The sequence below is a fragment of the Pseudomonas sp. MF6767 genome, assembly GCF_016405475.1.
GTDB lineage: Bacteria > Pseudomonadota > Gammaproteobacteria > Pseudomonadales > Pseudomonadaceae > Aquipseudomonas > Aquipseudomonas paracarnis.
In genome coordinates this window covers 172,297-190,779 of sequence record NZ_JAEKCY010000004.1, presented here as the reverse complement: position 1 = coordinate 190,779, position 18,483 = coordinate 172,297, and the positions used below count along the sequence as shown (strand labels likewise).

15 protein-coding genes are annotated in these 18,483 nt (G+C 59.9%); 2 read left to right on the top strand and 13 right to left on the bottom strand.

What is annotated here, in order from left to right:
* Positions 1-2 precede the first annotated feature (2 nt).
* From JFT58_RS09435 to hutC, 7 genes are all read right to left on the bottom strand, one after another.
* On the bottom strand, positions 3-827 hold the full coding sequence (locus tag JFT58_RS09435; RefSeq protein ID WP_054897536.1) for a quaternary amine ABC transporter ATP-binding protein: 825 nt from the start codon (positions 825-827) through the stop codon (positions 3-5).
* Complete coding sequence (locus JFT58_RS09430; protein ID WP_003187838.1) at positions 824-1,675, bottom strand: ABC transporter permease; 852 nt, start codon at positions 1,673-1,675, stop codon at positions 824-826. Before JFT58_RS09430 ends, JFT58_RS09435 begins: the two co-directional genes overlap by 4 nt.
* Positions 1,676-1,746: 71 nt before the next feature.
* Positions 1,747-2,712 (bottom strand): ABC transporter substrate-binding protein, encoded by a 966-nt coding sequence (locus JFT58_RS09425; RefSeq protein WP_054897537.1) that lies wholly within the window; start codon positions 2,710-2,712, stop codon positions 1,747-1,749.
* Positions 2,713-2,781: 69 nt separating this feature from the next.
* Positions 2,782-4,227, bottom strand: a complete 1,446-nt coding sequence (locus tag JFT58_RS09420) for a purine-cytosine permease family protein (protein ID WP_034125547.1) — start codon at positions 4,225-4,227, stop codon at positions 2,782-2,784.
* Between the two features lie 177 nt (positions 4,228-4,404).
* Positions 4,405-6,075 (bottom strand): urocanate hydratase, encoded by a 1,671-nt coding sequence (hutU, locus tag JFT58_RS09415; RefSeq protein WP_054897538.1) that lies wholly within the window; start codon positions 6,073-6,075, stop codon positions 4,405-4,407.
* 388 nt (positions 6,076-6,463) lie between these two features.
* Positions 6,464-7,024 carry a HutD/Ves family protein gene (locus tag JFT58_RS09410; RefSeq protein ID WP_054897539.1) on the bottom strand — a complete coding sequence of 187 codons (561 nt, stop codon included), beginning with the start codon at positions 7,022-7,024 and terminating at the stop codon, positions 6,464-6,466.
* Complete coding sequence (hutC, locus tag JFT58_RS09405; protein ID WP_230182974.1) at positions 7,021-7,731, bottom strand: histidine utilization repressor; 711 nt, start codon at positions 7,729-7,731, stop codon at positions 7,021-7,023. Before hutC ends, JFT58_RS09410 begins: the two co-directional genes overlap by 4 nt.
* A gap of 147 nt (positions 7,732-7,878) precedes the next feature.
* On the opposite strand from hutC, the gene JFT58_RS09400 reads away from it, so the two are divergent.
* Positions 7,879-9,243 (top strand): formimidoylglutamate deiminase, encoded by a 1,365-nt coding sequence (locus tag JFT58_RS09400; RefSeq protein WP_054897540.1) that lies wholly within the window; start codon positions 7,879-7,881, stop codon positions 9,241-9,243.
* Positions 9,244-9,368: 125 nt separating this feature from the next.
* Here the strand turns inward: JFT58_RS09400 and JFT58_RS09395 are convergent, their stop codons facing one another.
* From JFT58_RS09395 to JFT58_RS09380, 4 genes are all read right to left on the bottom strand, one after another.
* Positions 9,369-9,938 (bottom strand): lipocalin family protein, encoded by a 570-nt coding sequence (locus JFT58_RS09395; protein ID WP_034117302.1) that lies wholly within the window; start codon positions 9,936-9,938, stop codon positions 9,369-9,371.
* 30 nt (positions 9,939-9,968) lie between these two features.
* Positions 9,969-10,223 carry a hypothetical protein gene (locus tag JFT58_RS09390; protein ID WP_003187823.1) on the bottom strand — a complete coding sequence of 85 codons (255 nt, stop codon included), beginning with the start codon at positions 10,221-10,223 and terminating at the stop codon, positions 9,969-9,971.
* A gap of 176 nt (positions 10,224-10,399) precedes the next feature.
* Positions 10,400-11,410 carry a class 1 fructose-bisphosphatase gene (locus JFT58_RS09385; RefSeq protein ID WP_003187818.1) on the bottom strand — a complete coding sequence of 337 codons (1,011 nt, stop codon included), beginning with the start codon at positions 11,408-11,410 and terminating at the stop codon, positions 10,400-10,402.
* A 229-nt stretch (positions 11,411-11,639) separates the two neighbouring features.
* Entirely contained in the window at positions 11,640-14,090 is a 2,451-nt protein-coding gene (locus tag JFT58_RS09380) for a glycogen/starch/alpha-glucan phosphorylase (protein ID WP_034125542.1), read from the bottom strand.
* A 237-nt stretch (positions 14,091-14,327) separates the two neighbouring features.
* Here JFT58_RS09380 and JFT58_RS09375 point away from each other — a divergent pair, with 237 nt between their 5' ends.
* On the top strand, positions 14,328-14,762 hold the full coding sequence (locus JFT58_RS09375) for a YkgJ family cysteine cluster protein (protein ID WP_054897541.1): 435 nt from the start codon (positions 14,328-14,330) through the stop codon (positions 14,760-14,762).
* A gap of 197 nt (positions 14,763-14,959) precedes the next feature.
* On the opposite strand, the gene typA is transcribed toward JFT58_RS09375, so the two are convergent.
* Both typA and thiI read right to left on the bottom strand, forming a co-directional pair.
* Positions 14,960-16,780, bottom strand: a complete 1,821-nt coding sequence (gene typA / locus JFT58_RS09370) for a translational GTPase TypA (RefSeq protein ID WP_014716526.1) — start codon at positions 16,778-16,780, stop codon at positions 14,960-14,962.
* A gap of 139 nt (positions 16,781-16,919) precedes the next feature.
* Entirely contained in the window at positions 16,920-18,374 is a 1,455-nt protein-coding gene (gene thiI, locus JFT58_RS09365) for a tRNA uracil 4-sulfurtransferase ThiI (RefSeq protein ID WP_054897542.1), read from the bottom strand.
* Positions 18,375-18,483: the final 109 nt, after the last annotated feature.

Sequence of the window (18,483 nt, the reverse complement as noted above, 5' to 3'; positions counted from 1 at the left end):
GATCAGACCACCGCCGCCCGCCGCTGAACAAAGCGGTCCACATACTCATCCGCCGGCGAGTGCAGAATCTCTCGCGGCGTGCCGACCTGGATCAGCTTGCCGTCCTTGAGGATCGCAATGCGGTTGCCGATGCGCACGGCCTCGTCGAGATCGTGGGTGATAAACACGATGGTCTTGTGCAGGGTCTTTTGCAGCTCGAGCAATTGGTCCTGCATCTCGGCGCGGATCAACGGGTCGAGGGCGCTGAAGGCTTCGTCCATCAGGATGATGTCGGTGTCGGCCGCCAAGGCGCGGGCCAGGCCCACGCGCTGGCGCATGCCACCGGACAGCTGGTGCGGGTATTTGTTTTCGTAGCCTTTGAGGCCCACGGTTTCGATCCAGTGCAACGCACGTTCGGCGCAGACCTGCTTGGTTTCGCCACGCACTTTCAGGCCGTAGGCAACGTTGTCGAGCACGCTCTTGTGCGGCAGCAGGCCGAAGCTCTGGAACACCATGCTGATCTTGTGCCGACGGAATTGGCGCAGGGCTGCCATGTCCAGTTGCAGGATGTCTTCGCCATCCACCAGGATCGCGCCGCTGGTGGGGTCGATCAGGCGGTTGAAGTGGCGCACCAGGGTGGATTTGCCCGAACCCGACAAGCCCATGATCACAAAGATCTCACCGGTGCCGATGCTCAGGGACAGGTCATTGACGCCGACCACGCAACCGGTCTCGGCCAGTACCTGGTCTTTGGTCTTGCCCTGGCCGACCATGGCCAGCGCATCCTGGGCGCGTGCGCCGAAAATCTTGAAGACGTTTTTGACTTCGATTTTGCTGACAGTCGTCATTTGCTCGCCTCATGCCGTGGGCGGCCATAAGCCTGGGTAATGCGGTCGATGACCACTGCGAGAATCACGATCGCCAGCCCGGCTTCAAGGCCGCGGCCGACGTTGAGGGTCTGGATGCCGACGAGTACGTCTTCACCCAAGCCACGGGCACCGATCATCGAGGCGATCACCACCATCGACAGCGCCATCATGGTGGTCTGGTTGATCCCGGCCATGATGCTTGGCAGCGCCAGCGGCAATTGCACGCCGAACAGTTGCTGCCAGCGGTTGGCGCCGAAGGCGTTGATGGCTTCCATGACCTCGCCATCGACCTGGCGAATACCCAGGTCTGTCAGGCGAATCAGCGGCGGCGCGGCGTAGATCACCGTAGCGAAAATCGCCGGGACCTTGCCCAGGCCGAACAGCATCAGCACCGGGATCAGATACACGAAGCTGGGCATGGTTTGCATGATGTCCAGCAGCGGCATCAGCACCGAACGCAGGCGATTACTGCGCGCCGACAAGATACCCAGGGGGATGCCGATCAACACCGAAATCACCGTGGCCACCATCATCAATGCCAGGGTTTGCATCAGCTTGTCCCACAGGCCAACGGCGCCCACCAGGAACAGCAAACCGACGATCACCGCCGTGGTCACCACCTTGCGTGTGGCGTGCCAGGCGATGCCCCCGACGATGGCCAGCATCAGCCACCAGGGCGCTGCGCGCAGCAGGCCTTCCAGGTTGACGATGGCCCACAGCAGCGTATCGGAGATGTGCCGGAACACATCGCCGTAGTTGGTGACCAGTGCGTCCACCCAACCGTTGACCCAGTCGGCGATGGAAAAGGTAAAGCTCTCAGGAAACATATCGTGCTCTCGATCCAGTGGGTTGTGGCCAGCCGCCCGGCCACCCTTGAGGGTAGCCGTGCACACTTGACCTACAAGGCCGCGTCGATTTTCTTGGCTGCGTCTTCGCTCACCCAGGCGTGCCAGACTTCAGGATGTTCCTTGAGGAATATTTTCGCCAGTTTCGGCGACTCGATCCGCTCCTTGGCCATGCGGCCCAGGTTCTGGTTCAGCAGGTCGATGGGCAGGTTGACCTTTTCCAGCACGGCCACCAGTTCCGGGGCTTGCTCGTGGAAAGACTTGGAGAGGCCGACCTTGATGCTCACGGTTTTGTCCACGCCGGGCTTTTCTTCCAGCTTGACCAGATCGACCTGGCCCATCAGCGGTGTCGGTGACCAGTAGTAGAACAGGATCGGCTCGCCGCGCTTGTAGCTCGACAGTACCGCCGCATCCAGCGCCGGGCCGGTGCCCGGGCGGAAGTTGGTATAGGTGCTTTCCAGGCCGTAGCTCTTGAGCATTTCGCTGTTGTCCAGCTCGCAGGTCCAGCCGGCCGGGCAGTTGTAGAAACGGCCCTTGGACGGCTCTTCCTGGTCCTTGAACACCGAGGCGTACTTGGCCAGGTCGGCGATGTTTTTCAGGTCCGGCGCCTTGGCTTCCAGCTTGCGCTTGGCGTCGCCTTCGATCACATAGCGCGGCACGTACCAGCCTTCGACCGCGCCGACCACCGGAGCCCCGACGCCGACGACTTTGCCGGCCTTCTCGGCTTTGTTCCAGACCTCGCTGCGGCCTACCCACTCCTCGGCGAAAACTTGAATATCGTTGCTGCCCAGGGCGTTTTCCATGGTGATGGAATTGCCCGGCAAGCTGTCGGTTTTGCAGTCGTAGCCTTTTTCGAGCACGGTTTGCAGGATGTCGGTGAGCAACATGCCGCTTTCCCAATTCAGGCCGGCGAATTTCACCGGTTTACCCGACTCGCACCAACCGGCCGCCTGGGCGCCGGCACTTGCCAGCACGCCGGCCGCGAACAAAGTAGCCAGCAAGGTCTTATTCATAGTCATTGTTGTGACGCTCCCAATCTTGAAATGGATTACGGCAGTCAGTAGGCGTCCTGCCCTGTCCACGTCCCATCAGGCTTGTGCAGCCAGCTCGTTTGTTATGGGTGAAGCGCCCTGCTCTTTTGGCAGGATCAGGTGATCGGGTACCGTGCCGTGCCATTTTTTCGCACACACGTAATACAGGGCCGCCGGCAGTACCAGGCCGATGATCCAGGAGATATCCACATCACCCAGCGCGGCCACCAGGGGACCGGTGTAGAACTTGGTGGAGATGAACGGCAACTGCACCAGTACGCCGAACACATAGACGCTGATGCCCAGCAGGTTCCAGCGGCCGTAGCGACCGTTCGGGTCGGCCAGCGCCGGCACGTCATAACGCTCGCGGGTGATGCAGTAGTAATCCACCAGGTTGATCGCGCTCCAGGGCGTAAAGAACGCCAACAGGAACAGGATGAACGACTTGAATGCACCGAGGAACGAATGTTGGCCGAGCAACGCGATCAGCGTGGCCGTGCCGACGATCATCAACACGAACACCAGACGCTGCAGACGCGTGACCTCCAGACGCCCACGAAAGCCGCTGATGATAGTGGCGATGCACATGAAGCTGCCGTAGGAATTGAGCGTCGAGATGGTGACCTTGCCGAACGCGATGCTGAAATACAGCAACGCAGCGGTGGCCCCCGTGCCGCTCAAGCCAACGATGTACGCCACCTCGTGACCGGCAAACTGCCCGTTGGACATGGCCGCGGCAAACACGCCGAGGACCATCGCCACTTGGGCCCCGATGACTGAGCCTGCGCCAGCAGCGAGAAAGGTTTTAACCGATGACGTGTGGCTCGGCAGGTAACGCGAGTAATCCGCCACGTAAGGGCCGAACGCAATCTGCCAAGAGGCCGCCAGCGACACGGCCAGCAGGAAACTGCTCCAGCTGAAGTGGCGGATCTGCAGGAGCGCGCCAACGTCGGTCTGGCTCATCAGGCGGCTGAACAGGTACACAAAGGCAACCACGCCAATCAGGCTGGCAACCCGGCCGATGAAGTGGATCACTCGGTAACCCAGCACCGTGACCAGCACGATGACACTGGCGAAGATCAGGATGCCGACGCTGTCGCTGACCCCGAACAACTGGCCCAGCGCCTGGCCCGACAACACGGTACCGGTGGCGGTGAAACCCAAGTACATCAAGCACACCAGCACAATCGGAATGGCCGCCCCATACACGCCGAACTGCACCCGGCTGGAAATCATCTGCGGCAGGCCAAGCTTGGGCCCTTGCGCCGCATGCAGCGCCATGACGCCACCGCCGATCAATTGACCGATGAGCAAGCCGATCAACGACCAGAACACATCACCGCCCAGCACCACGGCCAACGCCCCGGTAACAATCGCAGTGATCTGCAGGTTGGCACCCATCCACAGGGTGAATTGACTGAATAGACGACCATGTCTTTCCGCTTCCGGGATGTAGTCGATCGAACGTTTCTCGATCAACGGGGTGGTGTCGTTTGCAGCCATGTTGTTCAACCTCTGATGGATTGTTTTGTATGCATCTTGCTCTTCTGTGGGCGCTGGCTTGCTGTGGCGAGGGAGCTTGCTCCCGTTCGACAGCGAAGCTGGAGCCGGCTTTTTGGGGCTGCTTCGCACCCCAGCGCAAGCAAGCTTGCTCGCCACACAAGCCCACCCCACATTGAGTTACTTGATCATCGGCAGGTTCAGGCCTTGTTCCTTGGCGCAGTCGACAGCGATCTGGTAACCCGCATCCGCATGACGCATCACCCCGGTCGCCGGGTCGTTGTGCAGCACGCGGGCAATCCGCTCGGCCGCTTCGTCAGTACCGTCGCAGACAATCACCATCCCCGAGTGCTGGGAGAAGCCCATGCCCACGCCGCCACCGTGGTGCAGCGAGACCCAGGTGGCGCCGCTCGCGGTGTTGAGCAAGGCGTTGAGCAGTGGCCAGTCGGACACAGCGTCGGAGCCGTCCTGCATGGCTTCGGTTTCGCGGTTCGGGCTGGCGACCGAGCCGGAGTCCAGGTGATCACGGCCGATCACGACCGGCGCGGACAGCTCGCCGCTGCGCACCATTTCGTTGAACGCCAGGCCCAACTTGGCACGCTGGCCCAGGCCGACCCAGCAGATACGTGCCGGCAGGCCCTGGAAGCTGATGCGCTCGCGGGCCATGTCCAGCCAGTTGTGCAGGTGGGCATCGTCCGGGATCAGTTCTTTGACTTTGGCGTCGGTCTTGTAGATGTCTTGCGGGTCGCCGGACAGCGCCGCCCAACGGAACGGGCCGATGCCACGGCAGAACAGTGGGCGGATGTAAGCCGGTACGAAACCTGGGAAGTCGAACGCGTTTTCCACGCCCTCTTCCTGGGCCATCTGGCGGATGTTGTTGCCGTAGTCGAAGGTCGGGATGCCTTGCTTCTGGAATTCGAGCATGGCTTTGACGTGGACGGCCATCGACTGCTTGGCGGCCTTGATCACGGCGGCCGGCTCGGTCTTGGCGCGAGCGCGGTATTCGTCCCAGGTCCAGCCGGCCGGCAGGTAGCCGTTGAGTGGGTCGTGGGCGCTGGTCTGGTCGGTGACCATGTCCGGGCGCACGCCGCGCTTGACCAGTTCCGGCAGGATCTCTGCGGCGTTGCCCAGCAGGGCGATGGAGATGGCCTTGCCTTCCTTGGTGTACTTGGCGATACGCGCCAGGGCGTCGTCGAGGTCGGTGGCCTGCTCGTCGACGTAGCGGCTGCTCAGGCGGAAGTCGATGCTGACTTGCTGGCACTCGATGTTCAGCGAGCAGGCGCCGGCCAGGGTCGCGGCCAGTGGCTGCGCGCCGCCCATGCCGCCGAGGCCGGCGGTGAGCACCCAGCGACCGGTCAGGTCGCTGTTGTAATGCTGGCGGCCGGCTTCCACGAAGGTTTCGTAGGTGCCTTGAACGATGCCCTGGCTGCCGATGTAGATCCAGCTGCCGGCGGTCATCTGGCCGTACATGGCCAGGCCCTTGGCATCCAGTTCGTTGAAATGCTCCCAACTGGCCCAGTGCGGTACCAGGTTGGAGTTGGCAATCAACACGCGCGGGGCGTTGCTGTGGGTCTTGAACACGCCGACCGGCTTACCGGATTGCACCAGCAGGGTTTCGTCGTCGTTCAGATTGGTGAGGCTCTCGACGATCTGGTCGTAGCACTCCCAGTTGCGCGCCGCACGGCCGATACCGCCGTACACCACCAATTCTTTGGGATTCTCGGCCACTTGCGGGTCGAGGTTGTTCATCAGCATGCGCAGCGGCGCTTCGGTCAGCCAGCTTTTGGCGGTGAGCTTGTTACCGCGGGCGGCGCGGATTTCGACGTCACGGTATTTTGTAGGCTTGGTCACAGCTAGGACTCCTCGGCGATCGATGCGCGAACATGGATGGTGCGAAGTCTTACGCACACATCTTTACTTGTATGTACAAGCATATGCAATCGAGCGGCCAACTTTTGAAATGAGCCTTACAGATTTTTTCCAAGGCGCGCGTAAGCTTTGATAATCAAGGCTTGGAGGCTTGATGAAATTTCTTACGGAGGCGTTTTACCGCAAAGAGGATTTGTCACGACAGCGTGGCTTTGCGTCACGCTGGGGCGTTCGGTAACAAATTGGTGCGCGGTCTTGGGAACAGCGCACAAACAAATGTGGGAGCTGGCTTGCCTGCGATAGCGGTGTGTCAATCAGCACATCCTAGGCTGATACACCGCTATCGCAGGCAAGCCCGCTCCCACAGTTTTTAACCGCGTGCGGTCAGTTCGATGATGCAGCAGCGGCCTGTGACCGATATTTCCAGCAGTTCAGTGTTACCGTCCACTTGCAGGCAATCGTGGTGGCCGAGCTTCTCGCCCAGCACCTTCACTTCGTCCGCCACGCTGAAAACCAGCACCGTCTGCGCAGTACTGAAAAACTGCTGCACGCCATCCATCCACTGCAAGCGTGCATGGTAACGCTCGGGCGAATAGATCAGATTGAAGTCGCGAATCGGCCCGGTGATCAAACGGCATGACACCTGGCTTTCGCCCTTGAACGCGAACGGCTGCAACGGTAACAACCCGCGCTGCTCCTCACCGTCTACGGTCAGCACCATGCCGGCGCCTTTGATCACCGTAATCACGCGCTGGTAACCGGCGAAGGTGGAAAACCCACCCGACTCGGCGATATCGGCAATCGACAAACGCCAGCCAAAGCCCTCCAGGCCGGTGCCGGCGTCGCGACTGATTTCTTCGGTACTGCCGCCGCCGTTCTTCCACGGCATGCGCACGTAGTCGGCGGCGCGCCAGACGTTGATCTCACTCATTTACTGAAGCGTCCTTCGAGGCTGTGACGGGAACCGGGGTGGATCAACCGCGCCGCAGTCACCGGCTGGCGACCCGACCAGGTGCGTCGGCGAATCAACAGGCACGGCTCGCTCGGCTCGATCTGCAACAACTTGCACTCGGCGGCATCGGCGAGAATCGCCTCAACCACATGCTCACCCTCAGTCAACGGCGCGACCTGGTTCAAATAGGCATACGGGGTTTGCTGGGTGAAGTCCTGCTGCAGGTATTCCGGCGCGACCAGAGCGTTGACGAAACGGTCTTCGATTTGCACAGGAATGTCGTTCTCGTAATGCACGATCAACGAGTGGAACACCCGCCCGCCTTCGCGCATTTCCAAGGCGACGGCGCGCTCGGAACCAGCAGCTTCTTCGCCCAGGGTGATGACCTGGCAAGTGTGCCGATGCCCGCGGGAGGCGATTTCATCGGCGATGTTGTGCACTTCAAACAGGGCCGACTGGCTTTTCGGCTCGGCAACAAACGTACCCACACCCTGCATACGCACCAACAAGCCTTCGGCGGTCAGCTCGCGCAGGGCACGGTTGATGGTCATGCGGCTGAAGCCCAACTCGCTGACCAGCTCGCTTTCCGACGGCACGCGGTAATGGGGCGGCCAGTTGCCGTTGAGGATCTGCTGGCTGATCATCTGTTTGACGCGGGCATACAAGGGCGCCGGACTTTCGTCCATGTGGGCAGCCAGCGAAGAGTTGGCGGGCGGAGTCGGCACAGGGAATCCTTGCAGGGGAAAAAGATGCATAGATTGCCGGAGTTTACCGAGCAGGCAAACGTCTGTATATGTATATACAAATAAACACACGACCGGGGTGCCTTGATCATGTCCGCTTTCTTTGCCGAACGCGCACTGCTGCCTAATGGATGGGCCAATGATGTACGTCTTGAAGTCGGCGCCGATGGCCTGCTGACAAAGGTTGAGCCCAATGCCAGTGCAGAAGGCGCGGAACGGCTCAGGGGCCCGGTGTTGGCGGGCATGCCGAACCTGCACTCCCATGCCTTCCAACGCGCCATGGCGGGCTTGGCCGAAGTGGCCGGCAACCCCAACGACAGTTTCTGGACCTGGCGCGACTTGATGTACCGCATGGTCGGCAAGATCAACCCCGAGCAGTTACAGGTCATCGCCCGTCAGCTGTATATCGAAATGCTCAAGGCCGGCTACACCTCGGTGGCCGAGTTTCATTACGTGCACCACGATGTCAGCGGCCAGCCCTATGCCGACCGTACGGAGCTGTCCCGCCAGATCAGCCAGGCGGCCGCCAGCAGCGGGATCGGCCTGACCTTGCTGCCGGTGCTCTACACCCACGCGGGTTTTGGTGGCCAAGCGCCGAATGAAGGCCAGCGACGGTTTATCAACAGCACGGAACACTACCTGGACCTGCAAGCACGCCTGCAGCCCATTCTGGCGGCACAACCGGCGCAGCAACTGGGCCTGTGCTTCCACTCCCTGCGCGCCGTAACCCCCGAACAAATCCATACCGTGCTGGGCGCCAGTGACAAAAACTGCCCCGTGCATATCCACATCGCCGAACAGCAAAAAGAAGTCGACGACTGCCTGGCCTGGAGCGGCAAGCGCCCGTTGCAGTGGCTGTATGACAATGTCGAGGTGGATGATCGCTGGTGCCTGGTGCATGCCACCCATGCCGATGCCGACGAAGTCACGCGCATGGCCAACAGCCGAGCGATTGCCGGTTTGTGCCTGACCACCGAAGCCAACCTGGGCGATGGGATTTTTCCGGCGGTGGACTTCCTCGCTCAGGGCGGCCGCATGGGCATCGGTTCCGACAGCCATGTGTCACTGAGCGTGGTGGAAGAACTGCGTTGGCTGGAATACGGCCAGCGCCTGCGCGATCAACGGCGCAACCGCCTGTATCGCAGCGATCAGCCGATGGTGGGTCGCACGCTGTTCGATGCTGCGCTGGACGGTGGCGCACAAGCGCTGGGCCAGCCGATTGGTCGACTGCAAGTGGGCAAGCGTGCGGACTGGATAGTGCTGGACGGTAGCGACCCGTACTTGGCGACGGCCAGTGAGGATGGGATTCTCAACCGCTGGCTTTTTGCCGGTGGTGATCGGCAAGTGCGCGATGTACTGGTCAATGGCAAATGGGTGGTGCGAGATGGGCATCATGCTGGCGAAGAAGACAGCAGCCGGGCATTCACCCAGGTCCTGAAGGACTTGCTGAACTGACGACCAACCCATAACAACTGCGGGAGCTGGCTTGCCTGCGATACAGACACCTCGGTGCTTCAGTTACACCGGGTTGATGCTATCGCAGGCAAGCCAGCTCCCACATTTGATTGAGGGGCCGCAAATTACTGAGACGTCTTCGCCATCTGCTTATCCGACGTGCGCCAGATCAACCGCGTGGTGTCATAGCCTTGCTGTCGCGCCCTGCTCAGCAGGTCTTCGCGGGTATCGGCACTCACCGTCGGCGTGCGCGACAGGATCCACATATAGCGACGGCTCGGGCTGCCGACGATGGCGGTCTTGTAGTCATCGCTGACATACAGCACCCAGTAGTCGCCCTTGGCAACGCCCGGCAACAGCGATGTAAACCAGTTATTGAATTCCACCCACAGTTTGTCGGTCTTGCCTGGCACCTGCGGCGTTGCCGTGCCTTTGGCCTCTTGCCACTTCCACTCAGGCGTCAGGCAGCGGTTGAAAACCGACATGTCACCATCAGGCAGCAAGGTGTAGCGGGCTTCGGATTGCGCACAGTTGCGCTGGAAGTACATCGGCAACCGGGCCAACTCATACCAGGTGCCCTGGTAACGCTTGAGGTTGACGTTGCTCGCAGTCTTGGGTTGCAGATCATCGCCAGAATGGCTGGCGCAGCCCGCCAAAAACAGGCTGGCGCAAAGGAACAAAACAAAACGCATCATTCTTCTTCTCCCGCAGGCTCGCGCCCCGGTTTACTTCAGGCCTTGCCCGGAAAACATCAGAACTTTGTCACCGGCGTACTGCACGCTGATAAAGCTGTTTTTATCGCCCCAGGTGCAGCTGGACATGCCCAGTGCGCCGGAACAATCGGTTGGCTTGCCCAGCAACGACTCCACCTCGGCCTTGGCCATGCCGGCCGAGAGCTTTTGGTAGTTTTCTTGGGTGACCTTGCTGCAAGCGGCTAAGAGCACGCAAAAAGCCAGCAGGGCGAGACGGCGTATAGACATGGAAAAGCTCCTGGAGAGACAAAGCAGCTGGGGTATCTGCCAGAAGCTTAGAAGGGAAAAGGGGTGTCTGGTTCCCGACGAGCGAAAACAAAAAAGCCCCGAAAACGCTGAAACGTTTCGGGGCTTCTTTAACGGTGATCCATCTCACAATACAGCGGCTCACCGCTCGTTACGGCTTACTTCTTGTGATAGGCCGTCACGCGCTCAACTTCTTCCTTCGAACCCAGGAATACCGCCACACGCTGGTGCAGGCCTTCAGGCTGAATGTCGAGGATGCGCTGGTGGCCGTCGGTGGACGCACCGCCTGCCTGTTCAACCAAAAACGACATCGGGTTGGCTTCGTACATCAGGCGCAGCTTGCCTGGCTTGGACGGCTCGCGGCTGTCGCGTGGGTACATGAACAGCCCACCACGGGTCAGGATGCGGTGTACGTCGGCAACCATCGCGGCCACCCAGCGCATGTTGAAGTTCTTCTTCAGCGGGCCTTCTTCGCCTTCCATCAGCTCGTTGACGTAGCGCTTCACCGGTTCTTCCCAGTGGCGCTGGTTGGACATGTTGATGGCAAATTCCTGGGTAGAAGCAGGAATCGAAATGTCTTCGTGGGTCAGCACGAAGCTGCCCATTTCACGGTCCAGGGTGAAGCCCTTGACGCCGTCGCCCAGGGTCAGCACCAGCATGGTCTGTGGGCCGTAGATCGCATAGCCGGCAGCAACCTGCTCGGTGCCTGGCTGCAGGAAGGCCTTTTCGTTCAGGGCTTCGTTCTGGCTCAGGTATTCGTTGGGGCAACGCAGTACCGAGAAGATGGTGCCGACCGGTGCGTTGATGTCGATGTTGGACGAACCGTCCAGTGGGTCGAATACCAGCAGGTATGCGCCTTTCGGGTATTTGCCTGGGATCTGGTAGGCATTGTCCATTTCTTCGGACGCCATGCCGGCCAGGTGGCCGCCCCATTCGTTGGCTTCGAGCAGGATTTCGTTGGACAGAACGTCCAGTTTCTTCTGCACTTCGCCCTGCACGTTTTCAGTGCCCATGCTGCCCAGGACACCGCCCAGTGCGCCTTTGGAAACGGCGTGGCTGATTTCCTTGCAAGCACGCGCCACCACTTCGATAAGGAAGCGCAGATCGGCAGGCGTGTTGTTGCTGCGGGTCTGCTCGATCAAATAGCGACTCAAGGTAACGCGGGACATGGACGGCTCCGGAGAATGGGGGGCTAAAAACCCGCGCAGTTTAGCGCGAGTCGGGGCTGATTTCCTCTAATCAGAGGATTTAACGCCAATAGAGTTCACGACCCAACGCAATAGCCCTCTGTAGGAGCGAGCTTGCTCGCGAAAAACTCACACGCGCCGCGTTCATTCAGCAAGCACGCGTTATCGTTGGAGCTCTTCGCGAGCAAGCTCGCTCCTACAGGGGTATCAGTTAGTCGAGGGCTTTCCAGATCTCGGTGGCGTACTCGCGGATGGTGCGGTCAGAGCTGAACCACCCCATGCGCGCCGTGTTGAGCACCGCCGAGCGCCACCAGGCCTTGGAGTCGTGCCAATGCGCCTCGACCCGCGCCTGCGCGTCCCAGTAGGCGTCAAAGTCGGCACACACCAGGAAGCGATCGTAGTCGATCAGCCCATCGATCAGGCCCACATAGCGGCCCGGGTCATCCGGCGAAAATACCCCACCACGGATCGCTTGCAGCACGTCGTTCAAGCGATGGGACGCGGCGATGTCCGGCCCGGCGCTGAACTCGCCGGCGTGCTTGCGGGCTTCTACCTGCTGGGCGCTGAGGCCAAAGATAAACATGTGCTCGGCGCCGACCCGCTCGTGCATCTCCACGTTGGCGCCGTCCATGGTGCCAATGGTCAGCGCGCCGTTGAGGCCGAACTTCATGTTGCTGGTACCCGACGCCTCAAAGCCGGCCGTGGAAATCTGCTCCGACAAATCCGCTGCCGGAATGATGCTTTCCGCCAGGCTGACGTTGTAGTTGGGCAGGAACACCACCTTGAGCAGGCCGCGTACGGTCGGGTCGTTGTTGACGGTGCGGGCGATGTCGTTGGTCAGCTTGATGATCAGCTTGGCCTGGTGATAACTGGCCGCTGCCTTACCCGCGAAGATCTTCACCCGCGGCACCCAATCGATGCCCGGCTCGGCACGGATCGCCTGGTACAGCGCCACAGTGTGCAGCAGGTTGAGCAGTTGGCGCTTGTATTCATGGATGCGCTTGACCTGCACGTCGAACATCGCCGCCGGGTTGATCGCAATGCCCAGGCGCTCATGGATGATCTGCGCCAGTGCGCGCTTGCTGTGCAGGCGCTGTTCAGCGAACGCTTTGCGGAAGGCCGGTTTCTCGGCAAAGGGTTCCAACTCGATAAGACGCTGCTCGGGCTGGTCCAGAATATCCGGGCCCAGGGCTTCCACCAGCATATCGGTCAACTTGGGGTTGGCCTGGTACAACCAGCGACGGAAGGTAATGCCGTTGGTTTTGTTGTTGATGCGCTCGGGGTAGAGCTTGTGCAGTTCGGAGAACACCGTGCTGCGCATTAGCTGGGTATGCAAACCGGACACGCCGTTGACGCTATGGGAGCCCAGGAATGCCAGGTTGCCCATGCGCACGCGGCGGCCGTTGTCTTCTTCGATCAGCGACACAGCGCGCAAGACATCAAAGTCGTGGATGCCTTTGGCACGCAGCGAGTCGATGTGCTGGGCGTTGATCAGGTAGATGATCTGCATGTGCCGCGGCAGCATGCGCTCCATCAAACCGACAGGCCAGGTTTCCAGTGCCTCGGGCAGCAAGGTGTGGTTGGTGTACGAAAGGGTCTCGACGGTGACATCCCACGCGGCTTCCCACGGTACATCGTGCAGGTCGACCAGTTGGCGCATCAACTCGGCCACGGCGATGGACGGGTGGGTGTCGTTGAGCTGGATGGCGGCGTGCTCGCCCAGGCTGAGCACCGAACCGTGCATGTTCTTGTGGCGGCGCAGCAAATCCTGCAGGGACGCGGAGACGAAGAAATATTCCTGGCGCAGGCGCAGCTCCTGCCCTGCTTCGGTGCTGTCGGCCGGGTAAAGCACTCGGGAGATGCTTTCGGCACGGGCCACCTCGGCGACGGCGCCCAAGTGGTCACCGGCGTTGAAGCGCTCCAGATGCAGGTCTTCTACAGCCCGCGCACGCCATAGGCGCAGGGTGTTGACGCTGGCGCCGCGCCAACCGACGACCGGCGTGTCATAGGCAACAGCACGTACGGTTTCGTTGGGCGACCATACCTGGATCATCTTGCCGGAGGCGTCCGCAACGGTTTCGACGCTGCCGCCAAAGCCAATCGGGTAAATCACTTCGGCGCGCTCGAATTCCCAAGGGTTACCGAAATCCAGCCAGCGTTCGGTCTGTTCCTGCTGCCAACCGTCGACAATGGCCTGGCGGAACAGGCCGTGTTCATAACGAATGCCATAGCCGTGGCCAGCAATGCCGAGGGTCGACATGCTTTCCATAAAGCACGCCGCCAGCCGGCCCAGGCCACCGTTGCCGAGCGCCGCGTCGGGCTCCAGCAGGCGGATGCGCTCCAGATCCACGCCCAGCTCCGACAGCGCTTCGCGCGCGATCTCCAGCACACCCAGGTTGCTCAGGCTGTCGTAGAGCAAGCGGCCGATGAGAAATTCCAGGGACAGGTAATAAACACGCTTCTGGCCTTTGCGATAAATACGCCGCGTGTGGTCCATCCAGTGGTCGACCATCTGGTCGCGGGCGGCCAGGGCAATGGCTTCGAACCAGTCATGGTCGAAGGCGTGATCCGGGTCCTTGCCCACCGCGTAGGTGAGTTTGGTCAAGACAGCATCGCGGAATGCGGCTACCTCTGCTTCTCGTGCAAGCGGTTCCTGAGACATCGGTGCGACCTCGGGCGAGATTGAAGGAGTTGCTAGAGCCTAGTCGGTCTGACAGACGGTAGACGTGCTGGTTCGGCAGTTTTTTAACTCATTGGCCTATGGCTGAATTTGATGCAGGGGTCGTGCCCGATCAGGCACTGGCTAAACCTTTGAGCTGAAAGCTGCAAAATATTGTTCAAAAAACCACCAATCCCGGTATGATCGCGCGCCCGGATAACGCCCCACCTTGGAACCTTGATGAAGCCTCAACTGATCGCCGCCGCGGAACTCGACCGTCTAGAGACCTGGCAGAAATACTCCGCCCATATGTGCGGCGGCTGCGTGTCCAGCTGCTGCACGCTGCCGGTGGAGGTGAAGATCAAGGACCTGATCCGCATTGGCATCGTCGATGAGTTCGAGCGCGGCGAGCCGCCGAAGAACATCGCCAAGCGTTTGCAGAAAGAAGGCATCGTCGAGCGGTACAACAACAAGTCCGAAATTTTTACCCTGCAGCGCATGAGCAACAACGACTGCCTGTACCTGGATCGTAAGACGCGCTTTTGCACTATTTATGACAAGCGCCCGGATACGTGCCGCAACCACCCGAAAATCGGGCCGCGGCCGGGGTACTGTGCCTACAAGCCCAAGGAAGTGGTGCGCGAGACGAACTTCAAGACCCTCGACAAGTTCTAAGTTTTTGATCGTTCCCACGCTCCGCGTGGGAATGCAGCTGTGGACGCTCTGCGTCCGCTCTTGAAAGCAGGACGCGGAGCCTCCCAAGCGGCGTTCCCACGCGGAGCGTGGGAACGATCACAACACACAAACTGCAGGCATAAAAAAACGCCCCCGGCCTTTCGACCGGGGGCGTTTTTCATTCAGCCTGAGTTAACTCAGTTCTTGGCTTTCTTGGCAGCGCGGGTACGCTCGCCTTCGTCCAGGATCTTCTTACGCAGGCGGATCGACTTAGGCGTGACTTCGCACAGCTCGTCGTCCTGGATGAATTCCAGGGCCTGTTCCAGGGTGAAGCGAACAGGTGGAACCAGAGCGATGGTTTCGTCTTTGCCCGAAGCACGCATGTTGTCGAGCTTCTTGCCTTTGGTTGGGTTCACGCCCATGTCGTTGTCGCGGCTGTTCAGACCAACGATCTGGCCGTTGTAGATCTCTTGACCGTGTTCAACGAACAGCTTGCCACGCGCCTGGAGGGTTTCCAGGGAGTAGGTCAGCGCCTTGCCGGTTTCTACCGATACCAGAACACCGTTCTGACGGCCGGACATGTCGCCGGACTTCATGGTGTCGTAGCGATCGAAGATCGAGGTCAGGATGCCAGCACCGTTGGTCAGGGTCAGGAACTGGTTACGGAAACCGATCAGACCACGAGCAGGGATGTTGTATTCCAGACGCACACGGCCTTTGCCATCCGGCACCATGTTGGTCAGGTCGCCCTTACGCAGGCCCATCTCTTCCATGACCTTGCCCTGGGACTCTTCCGGGGTGTCGATGGTGACGTTTTCGAACGGTTCCTGCTTCACGCCGTCAACCTGACGGATGATCACTTCCGGACGACCAACACCCATTTCGAAGCCTTCGCGACGCATGGTTTCGATCAGTACCGAGAGGTGCAGCTCACCACGGCCGGAGACCTTGAACTTGTCAGCCGAGTCGCCTTCTTCAACGCGCAGAGCAACGTTGTACAGCAGCTCCTTGTCCAGACGCTCCTTGATGTTACGGGAGGTCACGAACTTGCCTTCTTTACCGCAGAAAGGCGAGTCGTTTACCTGGAAGGTCATGGAAACGGTTGGCTCGTCAACGGTCAGAGGCTTCATCGCCTCGACGTTGTCCGGCTGGCACAGGGTGTCGGAGATGAACAGCGAGTCCATACCGCTCACGCATACGATGTCGCCAGCGAAAGCTTCTTCAACGTCGATGCGGTGCAGGCCGTGGTGACCCATCAGCTTCAGGATACGACCGTTACGCTTCTTGCCGTCAGCGCCGATAGCGACAACCGGGGTGTTCGGCTTGACGCTACCACGAGCGATACGGCCAACGCCGATAACACCCAGGAAGCTGTTGTAGTCCAGTGCCGAGATTTGCATCTGGAACGGGCCTTCACGGTCGACTTTCGGTGCTGGTACGTTGTCGACGATCGACTGGTACAGCGGAGTCATGTCTTCAGCCATGTCGGTGTGGTCAAGACCAGCAATACCGTTCAGGGCCGAAGCGTAGATGACTTGGAAGTCCAGCTGTTCTTCGGTGGCACCCAGGTTGTCGAACAGATCGAAGATCTGGTCCAGAACCCAGTCCGGACGCGCGCCTGGACGGTCAACCTTGTTGATGCACACGATCGGACGCAGGCCGGCTTCGAAAGCCTTCTTGGTCACGAAACGGGTTTGCGGCATAGGGCCGTCTTGAGCGTCAACCAGCAGCAGAACGGAGTCAACCATCGACATTACGCGTTCTACTTCGCCGCCGAAGTCGGCGTGGCCCGGGGTGTCCACGATGTTGATGTGGTAGCCGTTCCAGTTGATAGCAGTGTTTTTTGCCAGGATGGTAATACCGCGCTCTTTTTCCTGGTCGTTGGAGTCCATCACGCGCTCGTCGTTGAGCTCGTTGCGCTCCAGGGTGCCGGATTGACGCAGGAGTTTGTCTACCAGGGTGGTTTTACCATGGTCAACGTGAGCAATGATGGCGATGTTACGTAGATTTTCGATCACTTGTGTATCTCGATCAGAGGATTCGGTGTGCTGACAGGTCGTGGCAGCGATTAACAGTAGAGTCAGGCCTTGCCGTTACAGCTTGACGGCAGAGTCGGGGGGCCGGTGACGCAGGCCACAGGCAAACAGCCCCGGGCTCTTAGCTCGGTCGATAAACGCGCACATTGGCATGCCCCTCACTGAGCAAATGGTGGGCATGCAGGCGACTCATCACGCCTTTGTCGCAATACAGCAGGTACTGACGGCTGTCATCCAGTTCCTTGAAACGCGCGTTCAATGCATAGAACGGCAGCGTTTGTACGTCGATGCCAGGAATCTCCAGCGGCTCGTCGTCGGCGGCATCCGGGTGACGGATGTCGACGACGATCTGGCCGGCCAGGGCTTCGCTGACTTCTTCGATCTGCACATCCTGGCCCAATTCGTCGATCACTCGATCGATTGGCACCAGCTTGGCGTTCTCGAGCGCACGCTCCAGAATTGCCATGTCGAATTCTTTTTCTTCATGCTCCACGCGGTGACGCTTGGCGTGGGTCTTGGGGTTCACCGAAATGACCCCGCAGTATTCAGGCATATGCTTGGCAAAGTCGGCGGTGCCGATTTGCTCTGCCAGGTCGATGATGTCCTGCTTGTGGCTGGCGATCAGCGGGCGTAGCACCAGCTTCTCGGTCACGCAGTCAATGATCGACAAGTTAGGCAGCGTCTGGCTGGAAACCTGGGAAATCGCTTCGCCGGTCACCAGGGCGTCGATCTGCAATTGATCGGCGATTCTGGACGCAGCGCGCAACATCATACGCTTCAATACTACGCCCATATGACTGTTATCGACTTTGCCGAGAATTTCGCCCAGCACTTCCTCGAACGGTACGCTTACAAATAGCACGCGTTGGGAGCTGCCGTATTTCTTCCAGATAAAGTGCGCAACTTCCATCACGCCCAATTCATGTGCACGCCCGCCCAGGTTGAAGAAGCAGAAGTGGCTCATCAGGCCGCGACGCATGATCTGGTAGGCCGCAACCGTGGAATCGAAACCGCCGGACATCAATACCAGGGTCTGTTCCAGGGCACCCAGCGGGTAGCCGCCGATGCTGTTGTGCTGGCTGTGGATCACAAACAACCGTTGGTCGCGAATTTCCATGCGCACTTCAATTTGTGGCGCTTTGAGGGAAATTCCAGCGGCGCCGCACTCACGACGCAGCTTGCTGCCGACGTATTTCTCGACATCCATGGAGCTGAACGGGTGCTTGCCGGCACGCTTGCAACGCACCGAAAAAATCTTGCCTTCAAGCGCGCTGCCGTAGTGCTGCTTGCACTTTTCGGTGATGTCGTCGAAGTCGCCCAGCGGGTACTCATCCACCTGCAGGAAATGCGCGATGCCCGGCATGCAGCTCAGGCGCTCGGTCATGTCCTTCAAGGCTTTGGCGTCGGTAATGCGGGTTTCCAGCTCGAGGTTGTCCCACACGCCGTTCACCACCACAGCCGGGTCCAGGTCACGGAGCACGGCACGGATGTTCTTGGCCAACTGACGGATGAAACGCGTCCGTACCGGTCGGCTTTTGATGGTGATCTCGGGGAAGACTTTAACGATTAATTTCATGGAAACAGCGCGCGCCGGGCCTGCTGAAAAAGGGGGGCGCGGATTATAGCGGAAATCGCTCAAGGTTTAACCAGTTAATATGCATTGCATACGCAATGCACCAAAACGG